This is a genomic window from Erythrobacter sp. S249 (assembly GCF_057364975.1).
Genome location: NZ_CP200287.1, coordinates 1,375,638 through 1,400,526 on the forward strand (window position 1 = coordinate 1,375,638; position 24,889 = coordinate 1,400,526).

General features: G+C 59.0%; 27 protein-coding genes. 20 read left to right on the forward strand and 7 right to left on the reverse strand.

Features of this window, described 5'->3' with window-relative positions:
• Window positions 1-16: 16 nt before the first annotated feature.
• Complete coding sequence (locus AC0V6V_RS06395; protein ID WP_486164604.1) at window positions 17-1,120, reverse strand: isoaspartyl peptidase/L-asparaginase family protein; 1,104 nt, start codon at window positions 1,118-1,120, stop codon at window positions 17-19.
• 134 nt (window positions 1,121-1,254) lie between these two features.
• On the opposite strand from AC0V6V_RS06395, the gene AC0V6V_RS06400 reads away from it, so the two are divergent.
• Together AC0V6V_RS06400 and AC0V6V_RS06405 are read left to right on the forward strand one after the other, a co-directional pair.
• A complete protein-coding gene (locus AC0V6V_RS06400; protein WP_486164605.1) occupies window positions 1,255-2,412 on the forward strand; it encodes a mechanosensitive ion channel in 1,158 nt (385 codons plus the stop codon).
• Window positions 2,413-2,513: 101 nt separating this feature from the next.
• Window positions 2,514-3,464 (forward strand): SDR family NAD(P)-dependent oxidoreductase, encoded by a 951-nt coding sequence (locus AC0V6V_RS06405; protein WP_486164606.1) that lies wholly within the window; start codon window positions 2,514-2,516, stop codon window positions 3,462-3,464.
• Between the two features lie 18 nt (window positions 3,465-3,482).
• On the opposite strand, the gene AC0V6V_RS06410 is transcribed toward AC0V6V_RS06405, so the two are convergent.
• From AC0V6V_RS06410 to bufB, 3 genes are all read right to left on the reverse strand, one after another.
• On the reverse strand, window positions 3,483-4,424 hold the full coding sequence (locus AC0V6V_RS06410) for an alpha/beta hydrolase (protein WP_486164607.1): 942 nt from the start codon (window positions 4,422-4,424) through the stop codon (window positions 3,483-3,485).
• 70 nt (window positions 4,425-4,494) lie between these two features.
• The gene (locus AC0V6V_RS06415; protein ID WP_486164608.1) at window positions 4,495-5,283 is read right to left on the reverse strand and encodes an HvfC/BufC family peptide modification chaperone; all 789 of its coding nucleotides are present in this window, start codon (window positions 5,281-5,283) and stop codon (window positions 4,495-4,497) included.
• Window positions 5,280-6,155, reverse strand: a complete 876-nt coding sequence (gene bufB, locus AC0V6V_RS06420) for an MNIO family bufferin maturase (RefSeq protein ID WP_486164609.1) — start codon at window positions 6,153-6,155, stop codon at window positions 5,280-5,282. The genes AC0V6V_RS06415 and bufB overlap by 4 nt, the downstream gene beginning before the upstream one ends.
• Before the next feature lie 385 nt (window positions 6,156-6,540).
• Between bufB and AC0V6V_RS06425 the strand changes: the two genes are divergently transcribed.
• From AC0V6V_RS06425 to AC0V6V_RS06470, 10 genes are all read left to right on the forward strand, one after another.
• Window positions 6,541-6,822, forward strand: a complete 282-nt coding sequence (locus AC0V6V_RS06425; protein WP_472639753.1) for a BufA1 family periplasmic bufferin-type metallophore — start codon at window positions 6,541-6,543, stop codon at window positions 6,820-6,822.
• 28 nt (window positions 6,823-6,850) lie between these two features.
• A complete protein-coding gene (locus tag AC0V6V_RS06430) occupies window positions 6,851-7,315 on the forward strand; it encodes a DoxX family protein (protein ID WP_486164610.1) in 465 nt (154 codons plus the stop codon).
• Window positions 7,316-7,330: 15 nt separating this feature from the next.
• Complete coding sequence (locus AC0V6V_RS06435; RefSeq protein WP_486164611.1) at window positions 7,331-7,861, forward strand: sigma-70 family RNA polymerase sigma factor; 531 nt, start codon at window positions 7,331-7,333, stop codon at window positions 7,859-7,861.
• A 1-nt stretch (window position 7,862) separates the two neighbouring features.
• Window positions 7,863-8,510, forward strand: a complete 648-nt coding sequence (locus AC0V6V_RS06440; RefSeq protein WP_486164612.1) for a DUF1109 domain-containing protein — start codon at window positions 7,863-7,865, stop codon at window positions 8,508-8,510.
• A 127-nt stretch (window positions 8,511-8,637) separates the two neighbouring features.
• Window positions 8,638-9,786 carry a flavodoxin-dependent (E)-4-hydroxy-3-methylbut-2-enyl-diphosphate synthase gene (ispG, locus tag AC0V6V_RS06445; RefSeq protein ID WP_486164613.1) on the forward strand — a complete coding sequence of 383 codons (1,149 nt, stop codon included), beginning with the start codon at window positions 8,638-8,640 and terminating at the stop codon, window positions 9,784-9,786.
• Window positions 9,783-10,520 (forward strand): hypothetical protein, encoded by a 738-nt coding sequence (locus tag AC0V6V_RS06450; protein WP_486164614.1) that lies wholly within the window; start codon window positions 9,783-9,785, stop codon window positions 10,518-10,520. The genes ispG and AC0V6V_RS06450 overlap by 4 nt, the downstream gene beginning before the upstream one ends.
• Window positions 10,517-11,062 carry a thioredoxin family protein gene (locus AC0V6V_RS06455; protein ID WP_486164615.1) on the forward strand — a complete coding sequence of 182 codons (546 nt, stop codon included), beginning with the start codon at window positions 10,517-10,519 and terminating at the stop codon, window positions 11,060-11,062. Before AC0V6V_RS06450 ends, AC0V6V_RS06455 begins: the two co-directional genes overlap by 4 nt.
• A gap of 98 nt (window positions 11,063-11,160) precedes the next feature.
• On the forward strand, window positions 11,161-11,817 hold the full coding sequence (locus AC0V6V_RS06460; RefSeq protein WP_486164616.1) for an SMI1/KNR4 family protein: 657 nt from the start codon (window positions 11,161-11,163) through the stop codon (window positions 11,815-11,817).
• 43 nt (window positions 11,818-11,860) lie between these two features.
• Complete coding sequence (locus AC0V6V_RS06465) at window positions 11,861-12,751, forward strand: histone deacetylase family protein (RefSeq protein ID WP_486164617.1); 891 nt, start codon at window positions 11,861-11,863, stop codon at window positions 12,749-12,751.
• A 35-nt stretch (window positions 12,752-12,786) separates the two neighbouring features.
• Complete coding sequence (locus AC0V6V_RS06470) at window positions 12,787-13,317, forward strand: retropepsin-like aspartic protease family protein (protein WP_486164618.1); 531 nt, start codon at window positions 12,787-12,789, stop codon at window positions 13,315-13,317.
• Window positions 13,318-13,334: 17 nt separating this feature from the next.
• On the opposite strand, the gene AC0V6V_RS06475 is transcribed toward AC0V6V_RS06470, so the two are convergent.
• Window positions 13,335-13,988 (reverse strand): hypothetical protein, encoded by a 654-nt coding sequence (locus AC0V6V_RS06475; protein WP_486164619.1) that lies wholly within the window; start codon window positions 13,986-13,988, stop codon window positions 13,335-13,337.
• A 90-nt stretch (window positions 13,989-14,078) separates the two neighbouring features.
• On the opposite strand from AC0V6V_RS06475, the gene AC0V6V_RS06480 reads away from it, so the two are divergent.
• The 3 genes from AC0V6V_RS06480 to AC0V6V_RS06490 all read left to right on the forward strand — a co-directional run bounded on the left by AC0V6V_RS06480 (window position 14,079) and on the right by AC0V6V_RS06490 (window position 16,791).
• Window positions 14,079-15,557, forward strand: coding sequence for an NAD(P)-binding protein (locus AC0V6V_RS06480; protein ID WP_486164620.1), 1,479 nt, complete (start codon window positions 14,079-14,081; stop codon window positions 15,555-15,557).
• A 48-nt stretch (window positions 15,558-15,605) separates the two neighbouring features.
• The gene (locus AC0V6V_RS06485) at window positions 15,606-16,319 is read left to right on the forward strand and encodes a murein L,D-transpeptidase catalytic domain-containing protein (RefSeq protein WP_486164621.1); all 714 of its coding nucleotides are present in this window, start codon (window positions 15,606-15,608) and stop codon (window positions 16,317-16,319) included.
• A gap of 64 nt (window positions 16,320-16,383) precedes the next feature.
• Window positions 16,384-16,791: a hypothetical protein gene (locus AC0V6V_RS06490; RefSeq protein ID WP_486164622.1), complete on the forward strand. Its 408-nt coding sequence runs from the start codon at window positions 16,384-16,386 to the stop codon at window positions 16,789-16,791.
• 6 nt (window positions 16,792-16,797) lie between these two features.
• On the opposite strand, the gene AC0V6V_RS06495 is transcribed toward AC0V6V_RS06490, so the two are convergent.
• On the reverse strand, window positions 16,798-18,216 hold the full coding sequence (locus AC0V6V_RS06495; RefSeq protein WP_486164623.1) for a L,D-transpeptidase family protein: 1,419 nt from the start codon (window positions 18,214-18,216) through the stop codon (window positions 16,798-16,800).
• Between the two features lie 258 nt (window positions 18,217-18,474).
• Here AC0V6V_RS06495 and AC0V6V_RS06500 point away from each other — a divergent pair, with 258 nt between their 5' ends.
• Complete coding sequence (locus tag AC0V6V_RS06500) at window positions 18,475-19,392, forward strand: DMT family transporter (RefSeq protein ID WP_486164624.1); 918 nt, start codon at window positions 18,475-18,477, stop codon at window positions 19,390-19,392.
• Window positions 19,393-19,398: 6 nt separating this feature from the next.
• Here the strand turns inward: AC0V6V_RS06500 and AC0V6V_RS06505 are convergent, their stop codons facing one another.
• Window positions 19,399-20,037 carry a hypothetical protein gene (locus tag AC0V6V_RS06505; RefSeq protein ID WP_486166256.1) on the reverse strand — a complete coding sequence of 213 codons (639 nt, stop codon included), beginning with the start codon at window positions 20,035-20,037 and terminating at the stop codon, window positions 19,399-19,401.
• Between the two features lie 641 nt (window positions 20,038-20,678).
• Between AC0V6V_RS06505 and acnA the strand changes: the two genes are divergently transcribed.
• The 4 genes from acnA to AC0V6V_RS06525 all read left to right on the forward strand — a co-directional run bounded on the left by acnA (window position 20,679) and on the right by AC0V6V_RS06525 (window position 24,865).
• Window positions 20,679-23,351 carry an aconitate hydratase AcnA gene (gene acnA / locus AC0V6V_RS06510; protein WP_486164626.1) on the forward strand — a complete coding sequence of 891 codons (2,673 nt, stop codon included), beginning with the start codon at window positions 20,679-20,681 and terminating at the stop codon, window positions 23,349-23,351.
• Window positions 23,352-23,361: 10 nt separating this feature from the next.
• Window positions 23,362-23,817 carry a rhodanese-like domain-containing protein gene (locus tag AC0V6V_RS06515; protein ID WP_486166257.1) on the forward strand — a complete coding sequence of 152 codons (456 nt, stop codon included), beginning with the start codon at window positions 23,362-23,364 and terminating at the stop codon, window positions 23,815-23,817.
• A 94-nt stretch (window positions 23,818-23,911) separates the two neighbouring features.
• Window positions 23,912-24,199: a hypothetical protein gene (locus AC0V6V_RS06520; RefSeq protein ID WP_486164628.1), complete on the forward strand. Its 288-nt coding sequence runs from the start codon at window positions 23,912-23,914 to the stop codon at window positions 24,197-24,199.
• Window positions 24,200-24,289: 90 nt separating this feature from the next.
• Window positions 24,290-24,865, forward strand: coding sequence for a rhodanese-like domain-containing protein (locus tag AC0V6V_RS06525; RefSeq protein WP_486164629.1), 576 nt, complete (start codon window positions 24,290-24,292; stop codon window positions 24,863-24,865).
• The last annotated feature ends 24 nt before the right edge of the window (window positions 24,866-24,889 follow it).

Here is a 24,889-nt window from a genome sequence, read left to right on the forward strand (position 1 = left end):
CGTTTGCGACCTAGCGCTATTCACCTGCAAAGATCGCCACTTCATTCACGCCGTCACTGGTCGCCCGGCCCCGGTACATGCCGGTGGTGTTGAAGCTGTAGAGCGCGTGGCCTTCGGGTGTGACGAGGATGATCCCGCCATCACCGCCGATTTCTTTGACTTCAGCCATTACATCGTCGGCAATTGCTTGAGAGAGTTCTGCTAGATCAACCGGATTACTGATGAAGCCAACCGTCCCGTTTGAAAGCTGTTCGATCAAGTCACTAGCCGACATGAAATCCGGTCCAGCTCTATATCGCAACCTAGTACAAATTTCCTGCGCTACGCCAACCCGGATAAACATCTCGCCCCAGCCAGTCGCGGACACCGCGCAAGAGCGATTGTCCGCGTAGGTCCCCGCGCCAATCATGGGCGAGTCCCCAATGCGGCCCCAGCGCTTGCCAGTCATGCCGCCCGTCGATGTGCCCGCGGCCAGATTACCGTTCTGATCGAGCGCAACCGCGCCGACCGTCCCAAACTTGTGATCGACATCAATCGCAGAAAGCTCGCGCGCTTTCATCCGCACCAAAGCCTCGCGGCGATGTTCGGTCGCGAACCATTCCGGTCCCGCCATCTCCAGCCCTTTGTCGGCTGCGAATTCCTCAGCGCCCGCTCCGCTCAGGAACACATGGCGGCTGTCCGTGCGCACTTTATCGGCGAGCAAAATCGGGTTCTTGATCGCTTTGACCCCGGTGACCGCACCAGCGCTACGGTCGCCTCCAACCATGATCGAGGCATCGAGCTCGTTCTCGCCCTCCCAGGTGAACACCGCGCCGCGCCCAGCGTTGAACAGCGGATTGTCCTCCAGCGGAACAATCGCCGCCTTCACCGCATCCACCGCGCTGCCGCCGTCTTTTAAAATCTGCGTGCCGCGATCCAGCGCGTCTTGCAGCGCCGCCTCATACTCAGCGCGCAGCTCTGGCGTGATCCTCTCTGGGTCAAGCGTGCCCGCCCCGCCGTGGATCGCCAGCGACCAGCGCGGTTCGTTCGGGTCCTGCGCCGCGGCAGGCGTATGAAGGGAGCCTGCCAGCAGCATCGCTGAAAACAGGCCGAAAGCGGATCGTATGAGCGTGTTTTGCATGGCTGAACCATAACCCGCTGATTTGATTAGACCAGAGCGAAATGCCGGACGCCGCGTAACGAGAGTTTACATTTCATCCCTGTTCGCGGGGCGCAGGAACCTATACCCTGCGCCAGCAAACTAGGGGATTTCTTATGCAAATTGGCAATTATCAATTTGATCAAGCACTTGCGATGGAGCTGCTTGAAAAGGCAGCTTTCGCAGTTGCAATTTTGGTCGTCACATGGCTGCTCGCAAAAGCGGCCAAATGGGCTTTCGCAGCGCTCGTCGACAAAGTCGGCATCTTTCAGCGTACGTCCGGCAGCGGCGAGAGCATCGGCGCATCGCTTGGTAAAATTGTCTCTTTGCTGATCTGGCTGTTCGGCCTGCTCGGCATCTTGCAAGTGCTTGAGCTGGACGGCGTTGCCGGTCCAATCAACGAACTGCTGAACACTGTTATGGGCTATATCCCGAACTTGGTCGGCGCTGGCTTGCTGCTGTTCATCGGCCTGATGATTGCCGGTATTGTCCGCGATATCGCGATCACTGCGATGCAAACGCTCAACCTCGACAAATGGGCCAACAAAGGCGGCGTTGACGAGGTCACCGGCAACAATGCGATCAGCAAAACGCTGGGTACGATCATCTATGCGTTGATCGCCATCCCGGTTGTTATCGGCGCTCTTGGCGTGCTCGACATTCAATCGATCTCTGGCCCGGCCACTGATATGCTGGCGATGTTCCTGAGCGCCATTCCGAACATTCTTGGCGCATGCATCTTGCTCGGCATCGGCTTTATGATCAGCAAGTTCGTTGTCGGCATCCTGTCCGAAGTGTTGTCAGGACTAGGCATTGATCGTCCGGTTGCAGCGATTGGCCTGCTGCCAGAAGGCACGAGCGCCAGCGCGGTTATTGCGCGCGTTGCGCAAGTTGCCATCATGCTGTTCGTGGCCATCATGGCGACCCGTCTACTGAACTTCCCAGAGGTGAATGAAATCCTCAGCGAAGTGCTCGCGCTCGGCGGCAAGGTCGTGTTTGGCGGCATCGTAATCGCCGCTGGCTTCATGATCGCTAATCTGATCGGCAAGCTGGTTGGCAGTACCGGTGGCAGCGAAACAGCGGGCACTGTGATCCGCTATGCCGCGATGCTGCTGTTCACCTTTATGGGCCTGCGCTTCATGGGTGTCGGCAATGAGATCGTTGAAATGGCGTTTGGCGCATTGGTGATCGGCGGCGCAGTCGCTGCATCGCTGGCCTTCGGTCTTGGTGGGCGCGAATGGGCCGCCAAGAAGCTGGAGCAATTCGACAAATAAACTCTCCCAATAGTCGCTTGATTGAGCGGCTATGCACATGACGGGGCGCGGTGGCTATGTTACCGCGCCCTTGTTGTATGTGGCAAAGGGATGACGCGAGCATGAGCAAGTTTGATGCGCAATCGACCACGGATGACGTGCTGTCCGGCGTAGATCTATCGGGCAAAACCGTGTTCATCACCGGCGCCAATTCGGGTCTCGGACAAGAGACCGCGCGGGCGATGGCGGCCAAGGGCGCGCATATTGTGCTGGCCGGACGCAATCAGGCGAAGCTCGACGAAGCCAAGCAAAGCATTGCAGCGGAAACGCCCGGCGCTCAGCTGGAGACGATCATTTGCGATCTCGGCTCGCTGGATAGCGTGCGCGCCTGCAGCGCAGAGGCAAATGAGCGCTTCGCCAAGATCGATCTGCTGATCAACAATGCAGGCGTCATGGCCTGCCCAAAGGGAGCAACAGCAGACGGATTTGAGCGGCAATTTGGCACCAATCATCTGGGCCATTTCCTGCTGACCAAAGGCCTGATGCCGCTGGTTGAGGCGGGCGCAAACAAGCGCATCGTCAATCTGTCGAGCCGCGGCCATCACATCGGCCCGGTTGATCTGGACGATCCCAATTTCGAAAATCGCGATTACAATGAATGGCTAAGCTACGGCCAGTCCAAGACCGCAAATGTGTTGTTCACCGTGGGTCTGGAGGACCGCTTTGCTGAGCGCGGGGTTCACGCCCTTGCCGTGCATCCAGGCGGGATCAACACCAATCTCAGCCGGCATTTAAGCAAAGAGCAGGAGCAAGCGCTCATCGAACGAGTGACCAGCAGCGATCCCGACTTTGCCTTTAAGAGCATTCCTCAAGGCGCGGCGACGCAAACCTGGGCCGCAACCACGCCGGAGCTGGATGGCAAAGGCGGGCTTTATTGCGAGGATTGCCACGTCGCGGAGATTGACGACCAATCCACCAAAGGCGGCGTGCGCAGCTATGCCCTCGACAAGGGCAATGCGGACCGGCTGTGGGCGCTGAGCGAGCAGATGCTGGGCGAGAGCTTCAGCGGCTGAGCCCGCGCCGGAGCTGCACTATGCCTCGGCCAAAAACTGCCGGACCAAAGCGAAAACATCCTTCGCCTCGCGCGTTGGCGTGACCGCCATGAAGACATGCGGCGCGCCCTCATATTCATAGAGCTTTGCATCAACGCCCGCATCGCGCAGCTTGTGCGTGAAGGTGCGGCTGTCGATGATGAACAGATCGTGCCGCCCAGTGAAAATGCGGGTCGGCGGCAATTGCGCCAGCGCCTCTGGCGCAGTGTATAGCGGGCTGCATTCCGCGCTGGCTGGATCGCGCTCATCAGCGAACATCGCGCCGCAGCTGCGCAAGGTGCCGATCTTCAGCATGATGTCATGCGGCTCCACCGCCTGCATCGCCGGATCCGCCATGGTCATATCGAGCCACGGCGCAAACAGAGCGAGCTTGCCAGCCTGCGGTCCGCCTGCCTTCGCCAGCCTCAGCGCAAGGCTGAGCGCCATATGCCCGCCAGCGCTGTCGCCGCAGATCACGATGCGCTGCGGATCATGCGTTTCGGCCAGCTTAGCGAACGCCGCATCCGCTAGTCTGTCAGCGCGCGAGTAATGGCTTTCCGGCACGACCTCATACATCGGCAAAGTGATGCTGACGCCGGCCTGGCCGACCAGCTCTGCGGCGAGCGGCCAGTGTTCCTTGAACATCGGCCGGACAAAACCCCCGCCGTGAAAATAGAGCATATGCCAGTCCGCTGGACCGGATTTGGGGTGCAGAGTGACGAGCTTTTGCCCTTCCGCCTCCCAATGCTCGACGCGAAATTGCTGCTCAAACTTAGGCGGCATTGGCGCATCTTCGGGGAGTTTGCGCGAGGCCATGTAAGCGGCAAAATCGTCTGCATCATGCGGAAAAACCGGAGTTTTGCGCGACATGATCCATTTAACCAGCCGCATGGTCAGGCTCGCCTTGGCGCTGCGCAGTTCAATCGAGGTTTCGCTAAGCATGGTCTCTCCCTTTGAGTGAGAGACTGAAGCAGCGGCGCTCGAAGTCAAGTCGGCGAACACCAAGACCGGGTTAGGCGAGCCCGATGATCAGCCCATCATTGAGCCAGCCGCCCAGCATCGCGCCAGCGCGCATCGCCGCATCGGCGATGTCTTGCTCACCGGCATTGTCGCCCGCCAGCAGCATGCAGATTTCGCCATAGCTGGCGCCGCTTTGAACCGCGCGAAATGCCCGCGCTTGCTCGGCCTCGACCATGATAAAGACCGGCTGTTCGCCTTCGCGCCACACCAGGCATCCGCCGGGACTTTCGAGCGTAAATTCGCCCAGCTCTGCGCCGCCCTCGCCCAGACTGTTCCAGATCGCGGTGAGATCATGCGCGACCTCGCGCGCGGCGGCGCGCGGGGCAAGCACCAGCTTCATCGCGCCCCAATCTTCGTCCCCGAACTCCGCCGTGGCCGCGCCAAAGCCCGCGCCATCAAGCGGCTCAGCATCCGGCGCAGTCGCCAGGCCCAGCATGGTCCATTCGAGCCAAGCGAGCTCAGCCACTTCGGGATTGTTGCCGAATAGCTGAGCGCAGCTTTCATCAAAGCCCGCGCCCGCATCATCAATTGTCCAGCTGGCCGGGGGATTGGCGATCGCGTGGTGTGCGGCAACCTGGGCAAAGGGCGCATCGCCGACATATTGCTTCACCCGCTCAAACGTATCGCCCAGCGCGTCCATCAAGGCGGAGCGATAATTACCGCGGTAAACCTGCATTCCCGCAGCCTGCGAATTGCCCCAGCCCGCTGGCAGAGGCGCATTTTCATCGAGCACTTGCGCCATAAAGGCGGCCTGCTGCTGCGCGAGATCGGCGGCGTTCATGCGGGGACAGGCTCGCGCACGTCATCGGCGAGCCCGCGTGCGCGCTCCAGCTCTGCCAACAGCTCACTCAGCGGTGGGATATTGTCATCCCGCTCAATCATGGTCGCAACCGGTCCAGGCAGCATGCGCAAAGCCTTGGCATAGAGCGCCCACACCTCGTCGCACACTTCGCGGTCATGCGTGTCGATAATGATGTCGCGCTGCTCCGTCGCAGGATCATGGCCAGCCAAATGGATTTGGCGAACGCGGTCCAATGGCAGGCCAGCAAGATAGTCATCCGCGCTAAAGCCGTGGTTTTGGCTGCTGACGTAGATATTGTTCACATCGAGCAGCAGATAACAGCCGGTGCGCCGCGCCATTTCCGACAGGAATTCCCATTCGGTCAGCTCGTCGTCGGGGAATGTGAGATAGCTGGAGGGATTTTCAAACAGCATCGGCCGCCCAAGGTGATCTTGCGCGCGGTCAATATTGGCGCACACCGCATCCAGCGCTTCGCCGGTGAGCGGCAGAGGCAGCAGGTCGTGGCTGTTATGCGCGCTGGTGCGGGTCCAGCACAGATGGTCAGAGACCCATAGAGGATCGATCCGGCGCTCCAGCACTTTGAGCTTATCGAGATACTCCGCATCCAATCCGTTTGCTGAGCCGATCGACATCGACACGCCGTGGATGATCACGGGGTGCTTTTCACGCACCGCCTCTAGAATGCGCAGCTGCCGCCCGCCTTCGATCATGTAATTTTCCGAGATCACCTCGACAAAGTCGACCGGCACATCCGGCCCGTCCCCCCGCTCGAGGAAGTCTTCGTAATGCGTGCGCCTGAGACCCAGGCCGAAGCCGCCAAAAGGGGCGATTGTGTCTTGTGGGGTTTGCATATCTTTTCCAGCTATAGCAGAAATTTAGCGGCCCGGTACGCCCACATTGCTCGTCCATTTGAAGGGTCGATTAATGGGAAGACGTGCAAGCGCCCCGGGCCGCTTGGCAATAAAAACGCTCATGCTAGGTGTGAACGCTTCTTCGCCAGTTTGTGAAACATCACTGAGCAGCGAAATTTTGCGCTGCGCTGTTATGCTCGCTTCATGGGTAATGTTCGCGCGTGAGGGCCCGTGCGTTACAGCTCGGCGCAAACAAACTTATCTCTCACCTAAAAATCACAAAAAATTTCGTGGCTGTAACCATTCATTCCAAGCCTGCGAACTCATGGTCAGTTCCGGCATTAAGCTGGACCAACACAGTGATTTTAAATTTTGGAGAAACATCATGAACGCTAAGTCAATCGCCACCTTCGCCGGCCTCGCCATGACCGCCGGTATTGCCGCTGGGCTTGCAAGCACACCCGTTGCTGCGCAAGGTGCCAAAGAGAAGTGCTACGGAGTATCAAAAGCAGGCAAGAATGATTGCGCCGCCGGTCCAGGCACCAGCTGTGCAGGCACATCGACCCGCGACTACCAAGGCAACGCATGGACTTATGTCGACAAGGGCAGCTGCGTTAAGATCAGCACGCCAAAGGGCAAAGGTTCACTGAAGCCGGTTAAGCGCTAATAAGCGCTTCGAACTCTAGGAGGAATTTATGAGCAGCGTAATCTCTTTATACGACCGATTGGTCGGACTATTATCTGGTCGGTTTTTCGAAGGGCTTGCGCTGCTCTTCACCCGCATCGCGCTCGCCGGGGTATTCTGGCGGTCGTACAAAACCAAGGTCGAAGAAGGCACCTGGCTTCAGATCAGTGAAGTGCAATACTTCATCTTTGAGAATGAATTTTCAGGCCTTCCTTTGCCGACCGACATAGCAGTGCCAATGGCAACCTATGCCGAGTTTCTGTTCCCGATCCTGCTGGTGCTAGGGCTGTTCACACGGTTCTCTGCGCTTGCTCTGATGGGCATGGCAATTGTCATTCAGTTGTTCGTCTTCCCAACCTCTGATCACTTCTTTGGCTGGGCTGTTACGATCATCGCTCTGGCTCTGGCCCTTATCTCACGCGGCGGCGGTATCTTCTCCCTCGACGCTCTGATCGCCAAAGCGCGCGGTCAGTAACGGGAGCCCGGGTCCGTGATTGCTGACGAAGCCACCCTCGCCCGCCTCATGGCATCGGCACAAGACGGCGATAAAGCCGCATATAATGTGCTCTTGTCAGAGGCGGGGATGTGGCTGGAGAGATATTTTCGCAGGCGCGTGCCCCCGTCCCAGCTCGATGATCTGGTGCAGGACGTGCTGCTGGCGATCCATCATAAACGGGCGACCTACGATCCCACCCGTCCGTTTATGCCCTGGCTGGCCGCGATTGCTCGCTATCGCTGGGTCGATCATTTGCGCAAAGTGTACAAGCACGAGAGCAAAGAGATCGAAGATGACGATGCGGTGCAGGATAGCGAAGAAGAAGTGACCCTGGCCCGGGTTAGCCTTGAGCGGCTGTTTAGCCACCTCAATGATAGCCAGGCAGAAGCCATTGAATTGGTCAAAATCGAGGGGCTTTCGATCCGCGAAGCCTCCCAAAGAACAGGCCAGAGCGAAAGTCTGGTCAAAGTGAATATACATCGCGGCTTGAAGAAGCTTGCCGCGCTGGTTGAGAAAGCTGATTAAGATGAACACATCACGCGAAAACATGATTGCAGGACTGTCTGACGATCTGGAACCGGTCCGCCGGATTACCGCTCAAAGCGGCCTATTGCTGGTCGGCTTTGCCACACTGGTTGCATTCGGGGTGTCGGTCGCCGTGTTCGACTTCTGGTTCGGCATCTTCGAAGGCAAGGCCTCCTCGTTCTTCTGGGTCACCAATGGCCTGGTTCTGCTGCTTGGCGTGGCCAGCGCTTTGGCTCTGGTCATGGGCGGATCTCCGCGCGTTGGTCAGCGTGAGAACGCACCGAGCTGGTCAGCCGCCATGGTCGGCGTGCTGCCAATTGCGGCGATCATCGCGCTGTTCACTGGCGAGGCAAGCCATGTGCATGAAGGATTGAACGATCCAGTTGCCTTGATGTGCACTCGCGCATCGCTGGCCGCATCGGCCTTGGTCGCAACCGCATCGGTTCTTTGGCTACGGCGCAGCGCACCGGTTTCGATCGAGCGTTCTGCTTGGCTGGTCGGGATCGCATCAGGCGCGCTTGGTACTGTTGCCTATGGCATTACCTGCCCTCTCGACACGGTATCACACCTCGGCCTGTGGCATGTTGCGCCAGTGGCAATCGCCGCCGTCATTAGCCGGATTGTGGTTCCGCCATTGATCCGCTGGTAACAGCGCAATCTCATAGCATTTTGGCGGCGGTCAGCGATAAGCTGGCCGCCGTTTTTGTATGCGCGCGCTTCGTCAACCCGCGCCTGCGTCATTGCCCCTGCGCATCAACGCCCCTATATCAGCGCCCATGTCTTCAATACGGCCCTGGCGCGATATCGAACGGCGGCAATGCCGCCAAATCATGGTTGGCGATGTGCCGGTGGGCGGCGATGCGCCGATCACCGTGCAGACCATGACCAACACCCCCACCGAAGATGCGGTCGCGACGCTCGATCAGATCCGCCGCTGCGAAGAAGTGGGCGCAGATATCATCCGGGTGTCCTGCCCAACCGAAGAAGCCACCGCCGCCTTTAGCAAGATCACCAAGGCGGCGCGCATCCCCATCGTCGCCGACATCCATTTCCACTACAAACGCGCGCTCGAGGCCGCCGATGGCGGCGCGGCATGCCTACGCATCAACCCCGGCAATATCGGCAGTAGCGAGCGCGTGGGCGAAGTTGTCCGCGCGGCGAAGGCCAATGGCTGCGCGATCCGCATCGGCGTGAACGCGGGCAGCCTTGAAAAGCACCTGCTCGAAAAATACGGCGAACCCTGTCCAGAGGCGCTGATCGAAAGCGCGCTTGATCATATCAAACTGCTGCAGGATCACGATTTTCACGAATTTAAGGTCGCAGTGAAGGCCAGCGACGTGTTTCTGGCAGTCGCGGCCTATCACGGCCTTGCAGAAACCGTCGATTGCCCGCTGCACCTCGGCATTACAGAGGCTGGCGGCCTGATCGGCGGGACGGTCAAATCCTCAATCGGCATGGGTTCGCTCCTCTGGGCCGGGATCGGCGACACGATCCGCGTTTCACTCTCGGCGGAGCCGGAGGAAGAAGTCAAAGTCGGCTATGAAATGCTCAAATCACTTGGCCTGCGCACACGCGGCGTTCGCGTCGTCTCCTGCCCCAGCTGCTCACGCCAGGGCTTTGATGTGATCCGCACGGTTGAGACGCTGGAGAAACGACTGGAGCATATCAAGACGCCAATGTCGTTGTCCGTGCTCGGCTGCGTCGTCAACGGTCCGGGCGAAGCGCGCGAGACCGATATTGGCCTCACCGGCGGCGGCAACGGCAAGCATATGGTCTACCTCTCCGGCGTGAAAGCGCATGCGATTGATGATGAAGACACGCTTGAACACATCGTCAGGCTGGTCGAGGAAAAGGCAGCAAAGATCGAGGCTGGGGAAGCCACCGCCTTTGATCCGCACGCAGCCGAGGCGGAAGCAGCCGAATGAACGAAATTCTGGGTCGGATTGCAAGCGGTCTCAAAGCAACATTGTGGGGCGGTCTTTCATTGCTCTGGTTGGCTCCGCTGATCCCATTGATCTCCATAATTCCTGAGTTCGCTCAACATGTCGCCGAGATCCAGCTCGGCATGTTTGAAAGCGAAGAGGCCTTCGCAGCCAATGCAATGAGCGAAGACCGCTGGTTTTACGCCTACTTCAAGATCGCTGGCCTCTTTATCGCAATACTGGCCGCAGCGCGCTTTATCGGCGGAGCGGGCAAGCGCTGGTGGGATTTGCGGACCATCGCGTGGAAGCAATTCTTGATTGCGCTCGCCGTCAATCTGGCGGTCACGGCTATCGCAGTAGTCGGTGCGCAATTGTTCGGTGGCGAAGTTCCGCCATACATTGATTACCCTTTCCAGTTTTTGACGTTGCCACTTCTGATTTATCTGGTCGGACCGCTCATTGGTGACCGGGCCATGACATTGCGCCGGGCATACACTGTAGGCTGGCTGGCTACGCTTATGGCGGCGGGCCTTTCGCTAGTTGCTTGGGGTCCGGCGCAATTGCTGCATCAATACAATCACACACTGGCTATGGGACAGAGCGATTTGGTAGTCTGGGCGCTGATGGTCTGGGACTCGCTGCTAGTGGGCCTAATGGCGTGCTGGATGGGCGCGGCGCTGGGTGCGGGCTATTGGCTTGGACGGCCGCCTGAGACTGACGCGAAGGCGGCAACATGATAAAAGCGCTATTTGGCGGAATTGCAGGCGGGTTATTGGTGACAGGCAGCCTCGCCGCGCTCGAAACATTCGCCGGCTCGCACGACTATCCCGAGGCCAAGGCCTATGACGTTTCGCAAAACGCAAACGCCGATGTCGATGCCGCCTTTGAGCGCGCAGCGGCAAACGGTAAGCTCGTGATGCTGGTGATGGGCGCAAACTGGTGCCACGACAGCCGCGCACTTGCCGGATGGCTTCAAACCGAACGCCTCGCCAAGCTGGTCGATGCGAAATACGAGCTGGTGTTCATCAATGTCGGTAGGCCGCAATCGGGCGACGGGCATAACCTAGAGATCGCTCAGCGCTTCGGCATCGGCGACCTGCCCGGCACGCCTAATGTGCTGATCGTGACGGCGCAGGGCGAGCTGCTCAACGCGGACACAGCGACCACCTGGCGCAACGCCGCAAGCCGCAGCGAAGATGAGATTTACGGCGAGCTTGATGGGTATCAAGCATCGCCTGCGCGCAGGGCTCCTCAGCAAGAGGCGGAACTAACACAATGACTAAAGGCTTAATTGCGGCTATTCTCTCAGCCTTCGGCTCTCCGGCATCGCCCGAAACAGAGCACAGAGAAATCCAAACGGACGGAAGCGAACCCCCGGTGATTGCAGCGCTTGATGCATGGCTCGACGCGTTTGAGGCACAAAAAATCCGCATCCGCAAACAACTGAACACGCCAGCATCAGACGCCGAAATTGCTTCGTTCGAGCAGCATGTTGGCTATAAATTGCCCACGGAAGCCCGCGAGTTTTACCGCTTCGCAAACGGACAAAAATCGCCTTTCAAAGTAACCTATCGCGCGCCCGAGGCACCCAATATTGTCGAACTGCCAGTTCCACTGGGTGAGGGCGAGTATGTCGGGAACCTGTTCGGGAACTACGAATTCCTGTCGCTCCAACAGGCAAAGAAAAATTGGGATGGCTGGGCGGAAATCAGAGCTGGATCGACACCAGAAGAACTGGCACTCGATTTTGATGGATCAGTCACGGTCCGTGACGGCGATCCCGTACTTAAACAGTACACGCACCCTGCATGGATCCCATTCGCACAAGATGGCGGAGGCAATGCTTATGCCCTCGACCTTGCTCCAACCGAGGGCGGGCATATCGGTCAAATCATTGTGATCGGACCTGACGAAGATTTCCGGCGGGTATTAGCCCCAAGTCTGACCGAGTTTTTCATCTCCGCCTCTGCTCGCGGAATCTCGTTTGAAGACTCAGAAGATCACCGTGTTTTCTTCAATATGGAAAATGACTAAACCGTAGTCACCCGTGCTCCACGTTGTTCATCACGCTGATTACATGGCCCCTCGCCCGGAGCGCGGGACCTTTAAGTTCGACAAATATTACCTCGTCATGGAAGCTTTGCGTTCGAGCGGCGCGGCGATCACGGAGCACGCGCCTTTACCGATCCCGCGCGAGTGGCTGGAAGCGGTGCATGACCCGGCCTATGTCGAGGAGGTCTTCACCGCCAGCGTCCCGCGCGAAAAGGAACGCCGCATCGGCTTTCCCGTCACCCCGCACATCGCCAGCCGCGTCGCCCACACAAATGGCGGCACATGGCTCGCGGCGAAGCTGGCGATGGAGCATGGCTACGCCGCAAACAGCGCCGCTGGCAGTCACCATGCGCTGGAGAACACCGGCGCGGGTTACTGTGTGTTCAATGACCTTGCGGTCGCCTCTAACCGCTTGATCGCAGAAGGGGACGCGGCGCGCATATTGATCGTCGATCTCGACGTGCATCAGGGCGACGGCACCGCCAGCCTCACCGCGCTGCGCGATGATATCTTCACCCTCTCGCTGCATGCGGAGAAGAATTTCCCAGTGCGAAAGGCGCGCTCCAACCTGGATGTGCCGCTGCCCGATCGGGTGGATGACGAAGGCTATATGGAGGCGCTGACGCTGCATCTGCCGCGGGTCTTCGCCGAATTCGCGCCCGATTTTGTGCTCTATCAGGCGGGCGTTGATCCGCATGCGGAGGACAAGCTCGGGCGGCTCGCGCTGTCCGACCAGGGGCTGACCATGCGGGACCGCTATGTCGTGCGTGAGGCGCGGTCGCGGGGGCTCTCTGTCGCCAGCGCGCTAGGCGGCGGGTACGGCGATGATCAGGCGGAGGTTGGCGCCCGGCACGCCCGGTCCATGCTGGCGATGGCGGATGAAAATGCGCAGGCTTCTGCCCCTGCCGCTCTTTAGAGAGGCTTAATCTCGCCCGGCTAAGCTGCGCGGTGATGGAACGTTTTATTGTCTTTGCGCTTGCCGTCTTCGGCTTTGCCTATCTCGCTGTGCCCTCTGCTGATGAGGATGCGGCCGAGAGCGAGACGAGCGCGTCCGCATCACGCTTTGGCAGCAATTCTGCCGGACAGTCGCAATCCAACGCCGCGTGGTCTGCCGGTGAGCATGTGCTTGAGCGAGGGTCAGATGGGCATTTCTACGCCTCCGCCTATGTCGATGGCGCGGATATCCGCATGTTGGTCGACACCGGGGCAAGCGTAATTGCACTAACCGCGGATGATGCGCTGGCCGCTGGCCTGCAATGGGACGAGAGCGAGATCCGCCATATTGGCGCAGGTGCGAGCGGCGCGGTTTATGGCGTTCCGACGCGCCTGAACGAAGTTGAGATTGGCGGCATGATGCGGCGCAATATCCCCGCTGTGATCATTCCAGAGGGGCTGGGCATTTCGCTGCTTGGCCAATCCTACCTCTCCAAGATTGGCACGGTCGAAATCGCCGATAACAAGATGGTCATGAGCGCGCAGTAGCGCGCGCTAAGCCTGCCTCAAAAATAGATATCGATGTAGTCGGTCAGCCGGTCGCACCATTCAAATTCGCGCAAACGCCAATATTTGCGGTTCTGCGTAATGCCGAAACGCCATTGCTTGTTTTGATCGCAAAACCGCTCAGCATCCGGCGTGCCCGCAATAGTGATCTCTCCTTCAAACAGGAAATAATCCGAGCCGATTTCGGAAATGTACCCCTCGAGCTTCAGTCGCGCTGTTGTCTCATCATCCTGAACGCCAGTGAGCCACCAGACCCCGTCCTCGTCGATTGCTATGAATACGATCCCGCGCTGGTCCCAGGTGATCCATTGCAGGGTTAGGCCAGAATTGCTGAACAGGCGCTCCGCAGCGGCCTGATCGGTAATCCTGGTCGGCGTTTCGGGGATTTCATCCGCCTCCACCGTGATGACCGATGGGCCCTCCGCTATGTTCTTGCGCACGATGACGCGGTCGCTGAATGCGGGCAAATCCACTGGGGCGGCATAGGCCGGTTCTTGTGGCTCCGCATGCGCCTCCACAGGCGGCTCTGGCGCGGGCTGCGATTGCACGACGGGAGGCGGCGCGGGCGCGGCACTCTCAGCCGGAGCAACACAGCCGCCGAGTAGCAAGCTCCCTGAAACCAAGGCTAAAACCGCCTCTTTCCGCATGTTCATTCGCTCACTCCCCGCCTGCATGGCCTTGCATGACGCCGCAAAAGACGCCACGCATTTCCGATAGATCACAGCGCAAGGGATAACAGAGCCATGGCCGACATTGAAACCGATTATCTCGTCATTGGCGCTGGCGCAGTGGGGATGGCTTTCACCGACACGCTGCTCGACGAAGACCCCGATTGCCACATCACCATTGTCGACAAACATGCGAAGCCCGGCGGGCACTGGAACGATGCCTATTCCTTTGTGACTTTGCACCAGCCCTCGAGCACGTATGGCGTCAATTCGATGGAGCTGTGCACCAACCGGGTCGACACGCACGGCCATAACGAAGGCATGTATCCGCTCGCCAAACATGCCGAGATCCTCGCCTATTACGAGCAGCTGATGAACGAGCGTTTCCTGCCGAGCGGACGGGTCACCTATCTGCCGCTGAGCGAATATCATGAGGGCCATACCGTCAAAGGCATTCTGTCGGGCGAGACCCGGCAGGTGAATGTCCGGCGCAAGCTGGTCGATGGCACCTATTTCCAGACCTCGGTCCCTTCCACGCACAATCCCGCTTATGAAATCGCAGATGGCACGCCCTTTACCATTCCCGGCGAGCTGCCCAGCCTATGGAAGGATGCGGACAATCTGCCTGAGCATTTCGTGATCCTGGGCGCGGGCAAGACCGCGATGGACACCGCTGTCTGGCTGCTGGAGGCGGGCGTTACGGCGGATCGGATCGGCTGGGTGCGCCCGCGCGATAGCTGGATGTTCAACCGCAAGTTCCTGCAACCCGCCGAGCATCACCTTGACCGCTTGGTCGACTTCCAACGGCGGCAAATGCGCGCCGCCGCCGCGTCGGAAAGCGGCGATGAAATGTTCGCGAAACTGGGCGAAGAAGGCCTGATGCTGCGGATTGATCCGGAGACCAAGCCAGAGATGTTCCATTTTGCGGTGATCTCTGAAGGCGAAATTGAGATGCTGCGCGGGATCAAGCAGGTCTACCGCCAGGGCCGCGTGACGCGGATTGAACCGGGCAAAATGCACTTTGCGAGCGAAAGCGTCGAAGTGCCCGCGCGCACGATGTTCATTGATTGCACCGCGTCGGCTGTACCGTTTGACGCGCGCAACAATCAGCGCCCCTTTTTCGATGGCGACACGATCACCCTGCAATTGGCGCAGGCCCCGTTCGTGCCTTACAGCGCATCACTCGCCGCCTTCCTTGAGGCGAATTTCGAGACCGACGACGAGAAGAACGCGCTGACCCCGCCCGCGCCGCTGACCGACACGCCGAGCGCCTATCCAGCCGCGTTTTTGTCCAATTTGCGCAGCACCGGGCTGCTCTCGCAAAACGAAAAGACCAATGCGTTTAACGCGCGCAGCCGCCTGCACCCGACCGGCCCAGCGGTGGCCAAGATGATGGCGGAAGGCAGCCCGAAACTTGCCGCGATCGCCGATATTGGTTCGGTGGTGAAGGAATGCATGCCGGGGATCATGGCGCTGGGGATGAAGGCCTTTGCCGAGCACAACGCCGCCCCGCCGCGCGAAACCTCGGTCACGCAAACACAAGCACAGGGCTAATACGTTTTTTGTTCACGGGAACGTTAGGTTTAGGCTATTAGTTTGAGCATGATGAAACGGCGCGATCTTCTCAAAACTGGCCTAGTCGCAGGCGCGGCTTTGGCTGCTCCTGCTTTGCCAGCGACCCTCGCAGCGCAGCCGATCAAAGGCTCTGCGCGCGACCGCAAGCTGTTCGACATTGCCCATCGTGAGCTGAACCGGGCAGGCGCGGCAATCTGGAAACGCGATATTGTGGGCATTGCCGATTTCGGCGTGCACTCGGCGCAGCGGCGGTTTCACTTCGTCAATTTGGACCGCCAAGAGGTGCAAAGCTATCACGTCAGCCACGGCACTGGCTCTGATCCAGAGCATGACGGCTGGCTCAACAATTATTCCAATGTCGAAGGCTCCAACGCGACCAGCCGCGGCGCCTATGTGACATGGGAATGGTATGTCGGGCGCTATGGCACATCGGTGCGCCTCGGGGGCCTCGACCCAACCAATGATGCCGCCCTGCGCCGCTACATCGTGATGCACCGCGCCAAATATGCCGAGCCGTCGCATATTGATCGCTGGGGCCGGCTGGGCCGTTCCAATGGCTGCTTTGCGCTGGGCGAGGAGCAGTTTCGCATTGCCCTGCTCAACCTGTCTGGCGGGCGCTTGCTGTTCGCCGACAGCCTAGGCCTGAACGAGGATGGCAGCATCGCGCAGCGCCCGCAGTACGAACCGCTGCAACCCGAGCGCCCAAGCGATGTTCAGCGCTACGCCCCGGGGTCGTTCTAAGATAGTGCCCTATCGGCCTGCATTCGACCTTTCTGTGCTTCCCGAAGCGAAGCCAATCTTTCGAGTGAGTGTAATCGCCGCAGCAATCGGAGTCCTAGCAATTGTAGCGGTCACGATTGTCGATGCGAAATTCATGGATATCGCGGGACTTCATGATACCCAAAAATTGATGGAAGCCTTGCCCCTAGTTTTCATGGTTGCGATGGTTTTGGGTGCCTTGGGAAACTTTATCGCGCTAATGATTTTGGGCCTGCCCATAGCTAAGCTGATTGGCAATGAGCTAGCAGGTTCCAAAGGCCTTGCGATATCTCTGATTTCCTCGGCGCTCGGATGCTTCGCATTCTATGCCTTGGCCGCACAGCAACCATTTTCCGGGGACTTCGACGCCATTTTGCTCGGGATCACCGCTTGCTTCGCTCTACCCGCCGCTTTGCTCTACAGGCGCAGCCTGATCATCGCGCTCGGTAATTAGCAGCGACTAACCCCCAACGCGCGGGTCGTCCTCAATCACAATAACCTCATCGTCGATCAAATCCGTGCGATTGTCGACGCGCGGCTTGTCCAGGCTCGCCAGCACCGGCTTGTCCCGGCCATAAATGTCCTGGAACGTCGTCATGTCACCATTAATGTCAGACGCCATCGTGAAATAGGTGATGTACGCGGGCAGCTCGCGCTTGTTCTTCACCTTGGTGTATTTGCCTGAGGTGGAGATTTGCACCGCCTCTTCTTTGGTCGCACCTTTGCCAAGGATCGTGACCAGCATCGCCACTTCGAGCGCGTTTTCCGTGCGGATACAGCCATGGCTGAGCGCGCGATTGGCGTTCTTAAACAGGTGCCGCGACGGCGTATCGTGGAAGAAGATCGCATGCCGGTTTGGCATTTCCAGCTTCATCCGGCCCAGCGAATTGCCCGGCCCGGGCTGCTGAACCACGGTGATCCAGCCGTTGGAATTCTTGGTCGCCTTATAGCCATTGCGCCGCGCCCAGGCTGGATTGTTGAGCACTTTATTGCCCAGCCCTTCGCCCTTCACGATTGATTGCGGCACGGTCCAGGTTGGGTTGAACACCACGCCTTCGACCATTTCAGCGAGCTGCGGGGTCGCGGTGCGGCCCGGCTTACCCACAACGGTGCGATAGGTCTTGATGATCTTGTCATTCACCGTCAGGCGCAGCTGATATTCCGGCACATTGGTGATCAGATACATGGTGCCCAGATCACGGGCGAGCCAGCGCCAGCGGTCCATATTCGCGCGGATCAGCTTGCGCTTGGCCGGTTCGCTCGCCGGTGTCTTGGCCAGTTCGTCTTTCAGCCGCGCGTAATCGGGATGGGTCGGTGCGAGGTCCGCCAAAGTGCCAGCAATATCGCCGGTTTGAACGGCCTTTTCCAGCAGGTCTGCGGTGCGATACGTGTCGCGGTCTGGGTCAACGACGAACCATTGCTTGCGCGCATCCATTGGCGTGCGGCCATCGCGCATGTCCTCCACCAGCCAACGGAAGTTCTTCGAGGCCAGCATATCGAGCTCTGCCGATGGGCCGGAGGCCTGCGAGACCTTGAGCGCCTGCAGATCATAATCCGCCGGGTCGAGACCTTCGCTGGCGATGCCTTTGATCACCGCGATCAGAGCGGCGGCGTTTTCGGTCGACCAGGCCTGAATGTTCGGCTTTGGCGTGGGACCAAGGTCGCCTTGTACGAGCGGCGCAGAAACACTGCCCGGAAAAGCCTCGTCAAAGCTGCCGGATTGCTCCTGCGCTTGAGGGGCCGTCTGCGTATCAGCGGCTGGTTCAGCCTGCGCATCGGCAAGCAGGTCAGCAGGCTCGGCCTGCTGCGCGGAGGCGCCGCCAAAAGCGATCGCTGAAAGTGCTGCTCCAGCGGCAAATTTGCTGAGGTGTTTGCGCATAAATATCTCTAGCATCCCAATACGCGCCGCCCGGTGGCGACGCAGTAACCATAGTTATAAGGCTCTGAGGCCCCCCGATTCAAGCGGATGTTTATGCGATATGCCCTTTCGCTTGGCTGAATCGCTGGGGTTTACGCATATTAATGAGAGGCGCGGGTGTAGCCGCCGCGCAATCGCCCCTGCACAGCGGCACGAAAGCGGTGCCTACGCGAGTTTCCAAGTGACGCGCCGCCGATGCGCCATTAGGGCAGGCCCGCAATGAACAGCTCCCACCGCCTTTTGCCTTTTTTGGCCGCTTTAGCCGGGGTCGGGCTGCTGTCCTTGATGGACGCCTTTATGAAGGGCGCGGCGCTTGCCGCCGGGGCCTATACCGCCACATTGCTGCGCGCGTTGATCGGGGCCGCAATGATCGCGCCGTTTTGGCTGGCACCGATGCTGAGAAATGGCGCGGGCCGCTGGCCAGAGCGCGCGGTGATGAAGCTGCATCTGGAGCGCGGGACTATCTCCGCCTTTATGGCGCTCAGTTTCTTTTACGCGCTCACCAAAATGCCGCTGGCCGAAGCGATTGCGATCAGCTTTATCTCGCCGCTGATCGCGCTCTACCTCGCCCGCGCGTTGCTGGGCGAAGAAATCCAACCGCAAGCAATCTATGCCAGCATCATCGGCTTTGTCGGGGCGATTGTGATTATCGGCGGGCAGTTTGGGCGCGCGGAAATGAGCAATGATCTCATCCTCGGGCTGATCTCGCTGATGTTCTCTGCCCTACTCTACGCCTATAATTTCATCGTGATTCGCCGCCAATCGCAGGTCGCCGGGCCAGTGGAAATCGCCACTTTTCACAGCGGGGTCGGCGGGCTGGTGCTGCTGCTATTTGCGCCATTCCTATGGGCCACGCCTGATCTGAGCGCAGTCGGGTCGATTTCGATTGCCAGCGCCTTCACCGTCACCGGCGCGATGGCGATTGCCTGGGCCTATGCCCGCGCAGAGGCGCAGGCGCTGGTTCCGATTGAATATTCCGGATTTCTCTGGGCGAGCGTGCTGGGCTGGCTGTTCTTCCGCGAAGAAGTGACGCTGACGACGCTGGCGGGAACCGCGCTGATTATCGCAGGATGCTGGATCGCGGCCCGCAAGGCGCAGCCAGCGCCGCCAAGTGCGAGCGCCAGCCAAACACCTTAGGGTTCGTTAGCTGCCCTGCACTTCGTAGGGACGCTGATTCAACTGCTGCTGATTGCCGTAGCGGCCATTGGTCTTGTCGAGGAAGAACGCCACGATCTCTGTTCGCGTCATACCATCGAGCCGGTGGCCTGACCATTCGATCCAGCGGTTCCACGCGGTCGCCGAACCATAGCCAACATTATAAGGCTCACCGATCGGCGCGCCGCCCACCAGATAGCGCCGCTGAACCGTACGGAGGACTTCAGAATCGGGCCGGCCGCGGTAGATGAGATTCAGCGAGACCCATTTGGAGTCCTCGTAATAGGTGCTCATGTTGCAAATCCCATACTTCTTGGGATTGGTGAACGTGTTAGGCACATAGCTGCGGCGGTCGCGATCTTTGCATCCGTGGTAATATCCCAGCGCGCCAAACACCCGCGCGAAATACTGCCGCTCGCTCTTGTTCATGCCGGTAACCATGCGGGCCAGGCTGTTATGCGCCTCTGCCGCTGAATTGGCCGAAAACCGGGTGCCATCATCGGGGGTGCTGAAGGTCGGCAGGACATAAGCCCCATCAGCCGTTTTGTCGGCGCGCGGCCCCACCGCACTGCCGATCAAGCCGACGGTTTCGTCCATCACGGTTGTACAGCCAGACGTAGCAATCAACGCAGTGCCTAAAACAAGTGATCGAAAAACTCGTGTCATTTGCATTTCTCCCCCCGCACAACAGTCACTGTGCGATAAGCCTTTTATTCTAAATGCAAATTTGAAGCAATCACGCATCATGAAAGGATACAGGATTGCATAGGACCGCAACTGCAGCGGACACAAAAAAGGCCGGATCAGCGCGCAAACGCCGATCCGGCCGACCCCCTTGGTAAGCCGGGTGTGAACTCTACGGTTCGTTTCCAGCTGCGACCCGAGGGCTATTGGTTGCCCCCAATTGGACCAACGCCGCCGAGTACCCCTGTGGTGCCTCCGCCTGTTCCCCCGAAAAGGCGACGGCTGCCCCAAAACAAGCTATGACGATTGTCACTGCGCCCAATAATCCGGCGCGTAGACTGTTAATTTTCGCCCTGTGCGACTGCGCGTTGTTATTCATTTTTTTCCGCGTCCCTGCTGCGAAACGGCTTTTGCACCGAGGCCACAGATTCGGAAAGTTAACTGTTGTAAAATGTGCAGCGCCGGGATCGCAGGGGCCACGCCGCACTTGACCTAGCGGCCAAGGTCTAGCAGGTGATCCAGAAGACATTTCTCCGGCGCGGAACCCGCCCGGAACACACCACAGACAAGGAAGAAACGCCTCGATGACACAGGTCGGCAAGGACACGCTCGCAACCCGCTCAACCCTCAATGTTGGCGGAACAGAATACGCTTACTATTCGCTCGCAAAAGCGGCGGAGCAATTGGGCGATGTCTCCAAGCTGCCGATTTCACTGAAAGTGCTGCTGGAGAATATGCTGCGCTTTGAAGACGAAGGCTTCACCGTTGGCAAGGAGCATGCGCAGGCGATTGTCGATTGGCAGAAGAACCCGGTGACCGGCAATGAAATCCAATATCGCCCAGCCCGCGTGCTGCTGCAGGATTTTACCGGCGTTCCTTGCGTGGTTGACCTCGCCGCGATGCGCGATGCGATCAAGGAACTCGGCGGCGACACCGCCAAGATCAATCCGCAGGTTCCCGTCAACCTTGTGATCGATCACTCGGTCATGGTTGACGAATTTGGCCATCCGAAAGCGATGGAAGCGAACATGGCGCTCGAATATGAGCGCAATGCAGAGCGTTATGACTTCCTCAAATGGGGCTCAAAAAGCTTTGAGAACTTCTCTGCGGTTCCTCCTGGCACCGGCATTTGCCACCAGGTGAACCTGGAACACATCGCCCAAGGCGTGTGGTCGAGCAAAGACACCAGCGGCGCGATGGTCGCCTACCCTGACACCTGCGTCGGCACTGACAGTCACACCACCATGATCAACGGCCTGGGCGTGCTCGGCTGGGGCGTTGGCGGGATCGAAGCCGAAGCAGCGATGCTCGGCCAGCCGATCTCCATGCTGATCCCAGAAGTGGTTGGCTTTAAGCTGGAAGGCCGCATGGCCGAAGGCATCACCGCCACTGACCTCGTTCTCACCTGCGTGCAGATGCTGCGCGAAGTGGGCGTGGTTGGCCGCTTTGTTGAGTTCTACGGCCCGGGCGTCGCCAACCTCACCCTCGCCGACCGCGCGACCATCGCCAATATGGCGCCGGAATATGGCGCGACCTGCGGCTTCTTCGGGATCGACGACAAGACGCTCGATTACATGCGCCTCACCGGCCGCTCAGAAGAAAACATCGCTCTGGTTGAAGCCTATTCGAAAGAGCAAGGCATGTGGTTCGACCCAGCGAACGAGCCTGTGTTCACGAACACACTCTCGCTCGACATGGGCTCGGTTGTGCCAAGCCTGGCCGGACCGAAGCGTCCGCAGGACAAGGTCATCCTTCCTGAGGTTGATGAGCTGTTCAATGGCGACCTCAAGACCACCTATAAGAAAGACGCGCCCGTTCGCGTCGGTGTTGACGGCAAAGACCACGATATTGGCGACGGCGACGTTGTAATTGCCGCGATCACCAGCTGCACCAACACCTCCAACCCCGACGTGCTGATCGCCGCTGGTCTGGTCGCGAAAAAGGCGAATGAACGCGGCATGCTGCCCAAACCTTGGGTGAAGACATCACTCGCGCCGGGCAGCCAAGTTGTGACCGACTATCTGGTCAAATCCGGCCTGCAGGACGATCTCGACGCGATCGGTTTTGACCTCGTCGGCTATGGCTGCACCACCTGCATCGGCAACTCTGGCCCGCTCGCTGCGCCAATCAGCAAAGCGATCAACGGCAATGACATCGTTGCGGCCTCTGTCCTGTCGGGCAACCGCAACTTTGAAGGCCGCGTATCGCAAGACGTGCGCGCCAACTTCCTCGCATCGCCGCCGCTGGTCGTCGCCTATGCGCTGAAGGGCACCGTCACCGAAGACATCACCACCACGCCGCTGGGCCAAGACAAAGACGGCAATGACGTGATGCTGGCCGATCTGTGGCCAAGCAATGCGGAAATCGCCGAGCACCGCGCGGCCAATATCGACCGTTCGATGTTCGAAAACCGCTATGCCAACGTTTATGACGGCGACGAGCACTGGCAGGCGATCACCGTTGAGCCATCCGACACCTATCAATGGCGCGCGGGCAGCACCTATGTTGCCAACCCGCCATACTTTGAAGGCATGGGCATGGAGCCTGCGCCGATCCAGGATATCGAAGGCGCAAAGCCGCTCGCGATCCTCGGCGACTCGGTCACCACCGACCACATTTCGCCCGCTGGCGCGATCAAGGAAGACAGCCCTGCTGGCTCTTATCTGAACAGCAATCAGGTCGCGAAGAAGGACTTCAACTCCTACGGCTCGCGCCGCGGCAACCATGATGTGATGATGCGCGGCACCTTCGCCAATATCCGCATTAAGAACGAGATGGTCCCGGGCGTCGAAGGCGGCGAGACCACTTACAATGGCGAGCAAATGCCGATTTACGATGCGGCTATGAAGCACAAGGCGGATGGCACTCCGCTGATCGTGGTTGGCGGCAAGGAATATGGCACCGGCTCTTCACGCGACTGGGCGGCCAAGGGCACCATCCTGCTCGGCGTGCGCGCTGTGATCGTTGAGAGCTTTGAGCGGATCCACCGCTCGAACCTCGTCGGCATGGGCGTTCTGCCGCTGCAGTTTAAGGGCGGCGACACGCGCAAGAGCCTGGGCCTTGGCTCAGACGACAGCTTCAGCATTCGCGGCCTTGCCGATCTGACCCCGGGTCAGGACGTGACAATCGACGTCACCCGCGGCGATGGCACCACGTTCAGCTTCACCGCATTGTGCCGGATCGATACTGCGAACGAGATGGAATATTACCGCAATGGCGGCATCCTCCACTACGTTCTGCGCAAATTGGCGGCATAGGAACTCAGCTATGCAGGCTCGCACTTCAATGATTTCAATTGTGGCTGCGAGCCTGTGCCTTGCGGCGTGCAATGCGGATGATACCCTTCAGGAGGCTGTGAAGGAAGAAATCAACGAATCGGCTGGCACAGAGGCGGCGGTTGAAGCGAGCGCAGAGGCGGCTGTCGTCGACCTCAGCGTGGATGAACTCACCAGCATGATAGACGCCGGCAATGTCCGTCTGATCGATGTGCGGCGCGATGATGAAGTGGCCGAAGGCATGATTCCCGGCGCAGAGCACATCATGCTCGATGATTTTGATCCGGCCGCGCTCGACCTATCCGATGGCCGCGAAGTCGTGCTCTATTGCCGGTCAGGCCGGCGTTCCGGCATCGCGGCGGAAAAACTCGCAGCGCATACTGGCGAGCCAGCCAAACATCTCGCCGGGGGCATCAACGCCTGGCGTGAGGCAAACTCGACGGACTAGGCATTTGCTCCGACAAGCAACATCTATCATCAAAATGTCGCATTAATGTGTTTGATTGTAAGATTGATGCTTCGAACGCAATTAGGGGAAACAAATGTTGACTGAACTGACAGGCTTGATGGCCGGCCTTTTCTTGGCACTGCAAGCACAGCCAGCCGAGGCGCCAGCGCCGAAGCCCGATCCAGCTGCAGAGGCCGCCCCTGAAGAAGCCGTCAATGATGAAGACAAAATTGTCTGCCGCCGGACAGCGGTCACCGGGTCGAAATTCAAAAAGAAAGTCTGCGCGACCAAAAAAGAATGGGCCTCGCTGGGTCGGCGCAGCAGAGAAAATGCTGGCGAAATGCAACGCCGCGGCAAAGGGCTCAGCCCCAACGCCAACTGATGGCCGCATGCCATATACGCAGCCACACTGTTCAGCGCCCTTTCATTCTTAGGCACGCATGACTGCCCTCTAAATGAGGAGGGAAAGCTAATGCGACCTATTCTGATGACTGCACCAATGCTTGCCCTGTTGGCCGCAGCAGGTGCCTCGGCCCAAGATCAAACACCTCAGGGACAGCCTGACGTGTTGGAGAGTCCAACACCGCAAATCGACTTTCCCGCCTTTGTTAGACTGACGGGTGAAGTCGCTGAGCTGCGCGAACAGCGCCTACTTCCCAAGGACATGTTTCTTGAGCAAGCGCTCGCCGATGGCGCTCTATTGCTCGACACTAGGTCTGCCGAAGCGTTCCGGCTTGGCCATATTGAAGGCGCAGTGAACCTACCGTTTTCAGACTTCACCGACGAGAAATTGGCCAAGGTGATCGGCGAGAACCGTGACCGCCCGATCTATATCTATTGCAACAACAATTTCAGCGATAATGTGGAGCCAATCGGCCTAAAGGCCGCACCGCTCGCGCTTAACATCCCGACATTCATCAATCTGGTCGGCTATGGCTATGCCAATGTCTGGGAGCTGGACGGCGTGATGACCATTGCCGAGGTGCCATGGCAAGCTGAACCCATGTTTGCGCAGTTACAGGCCGTCGCACCGCAAACCAACCCCTGATACGAAAAGGGCGGCTCTAACGCA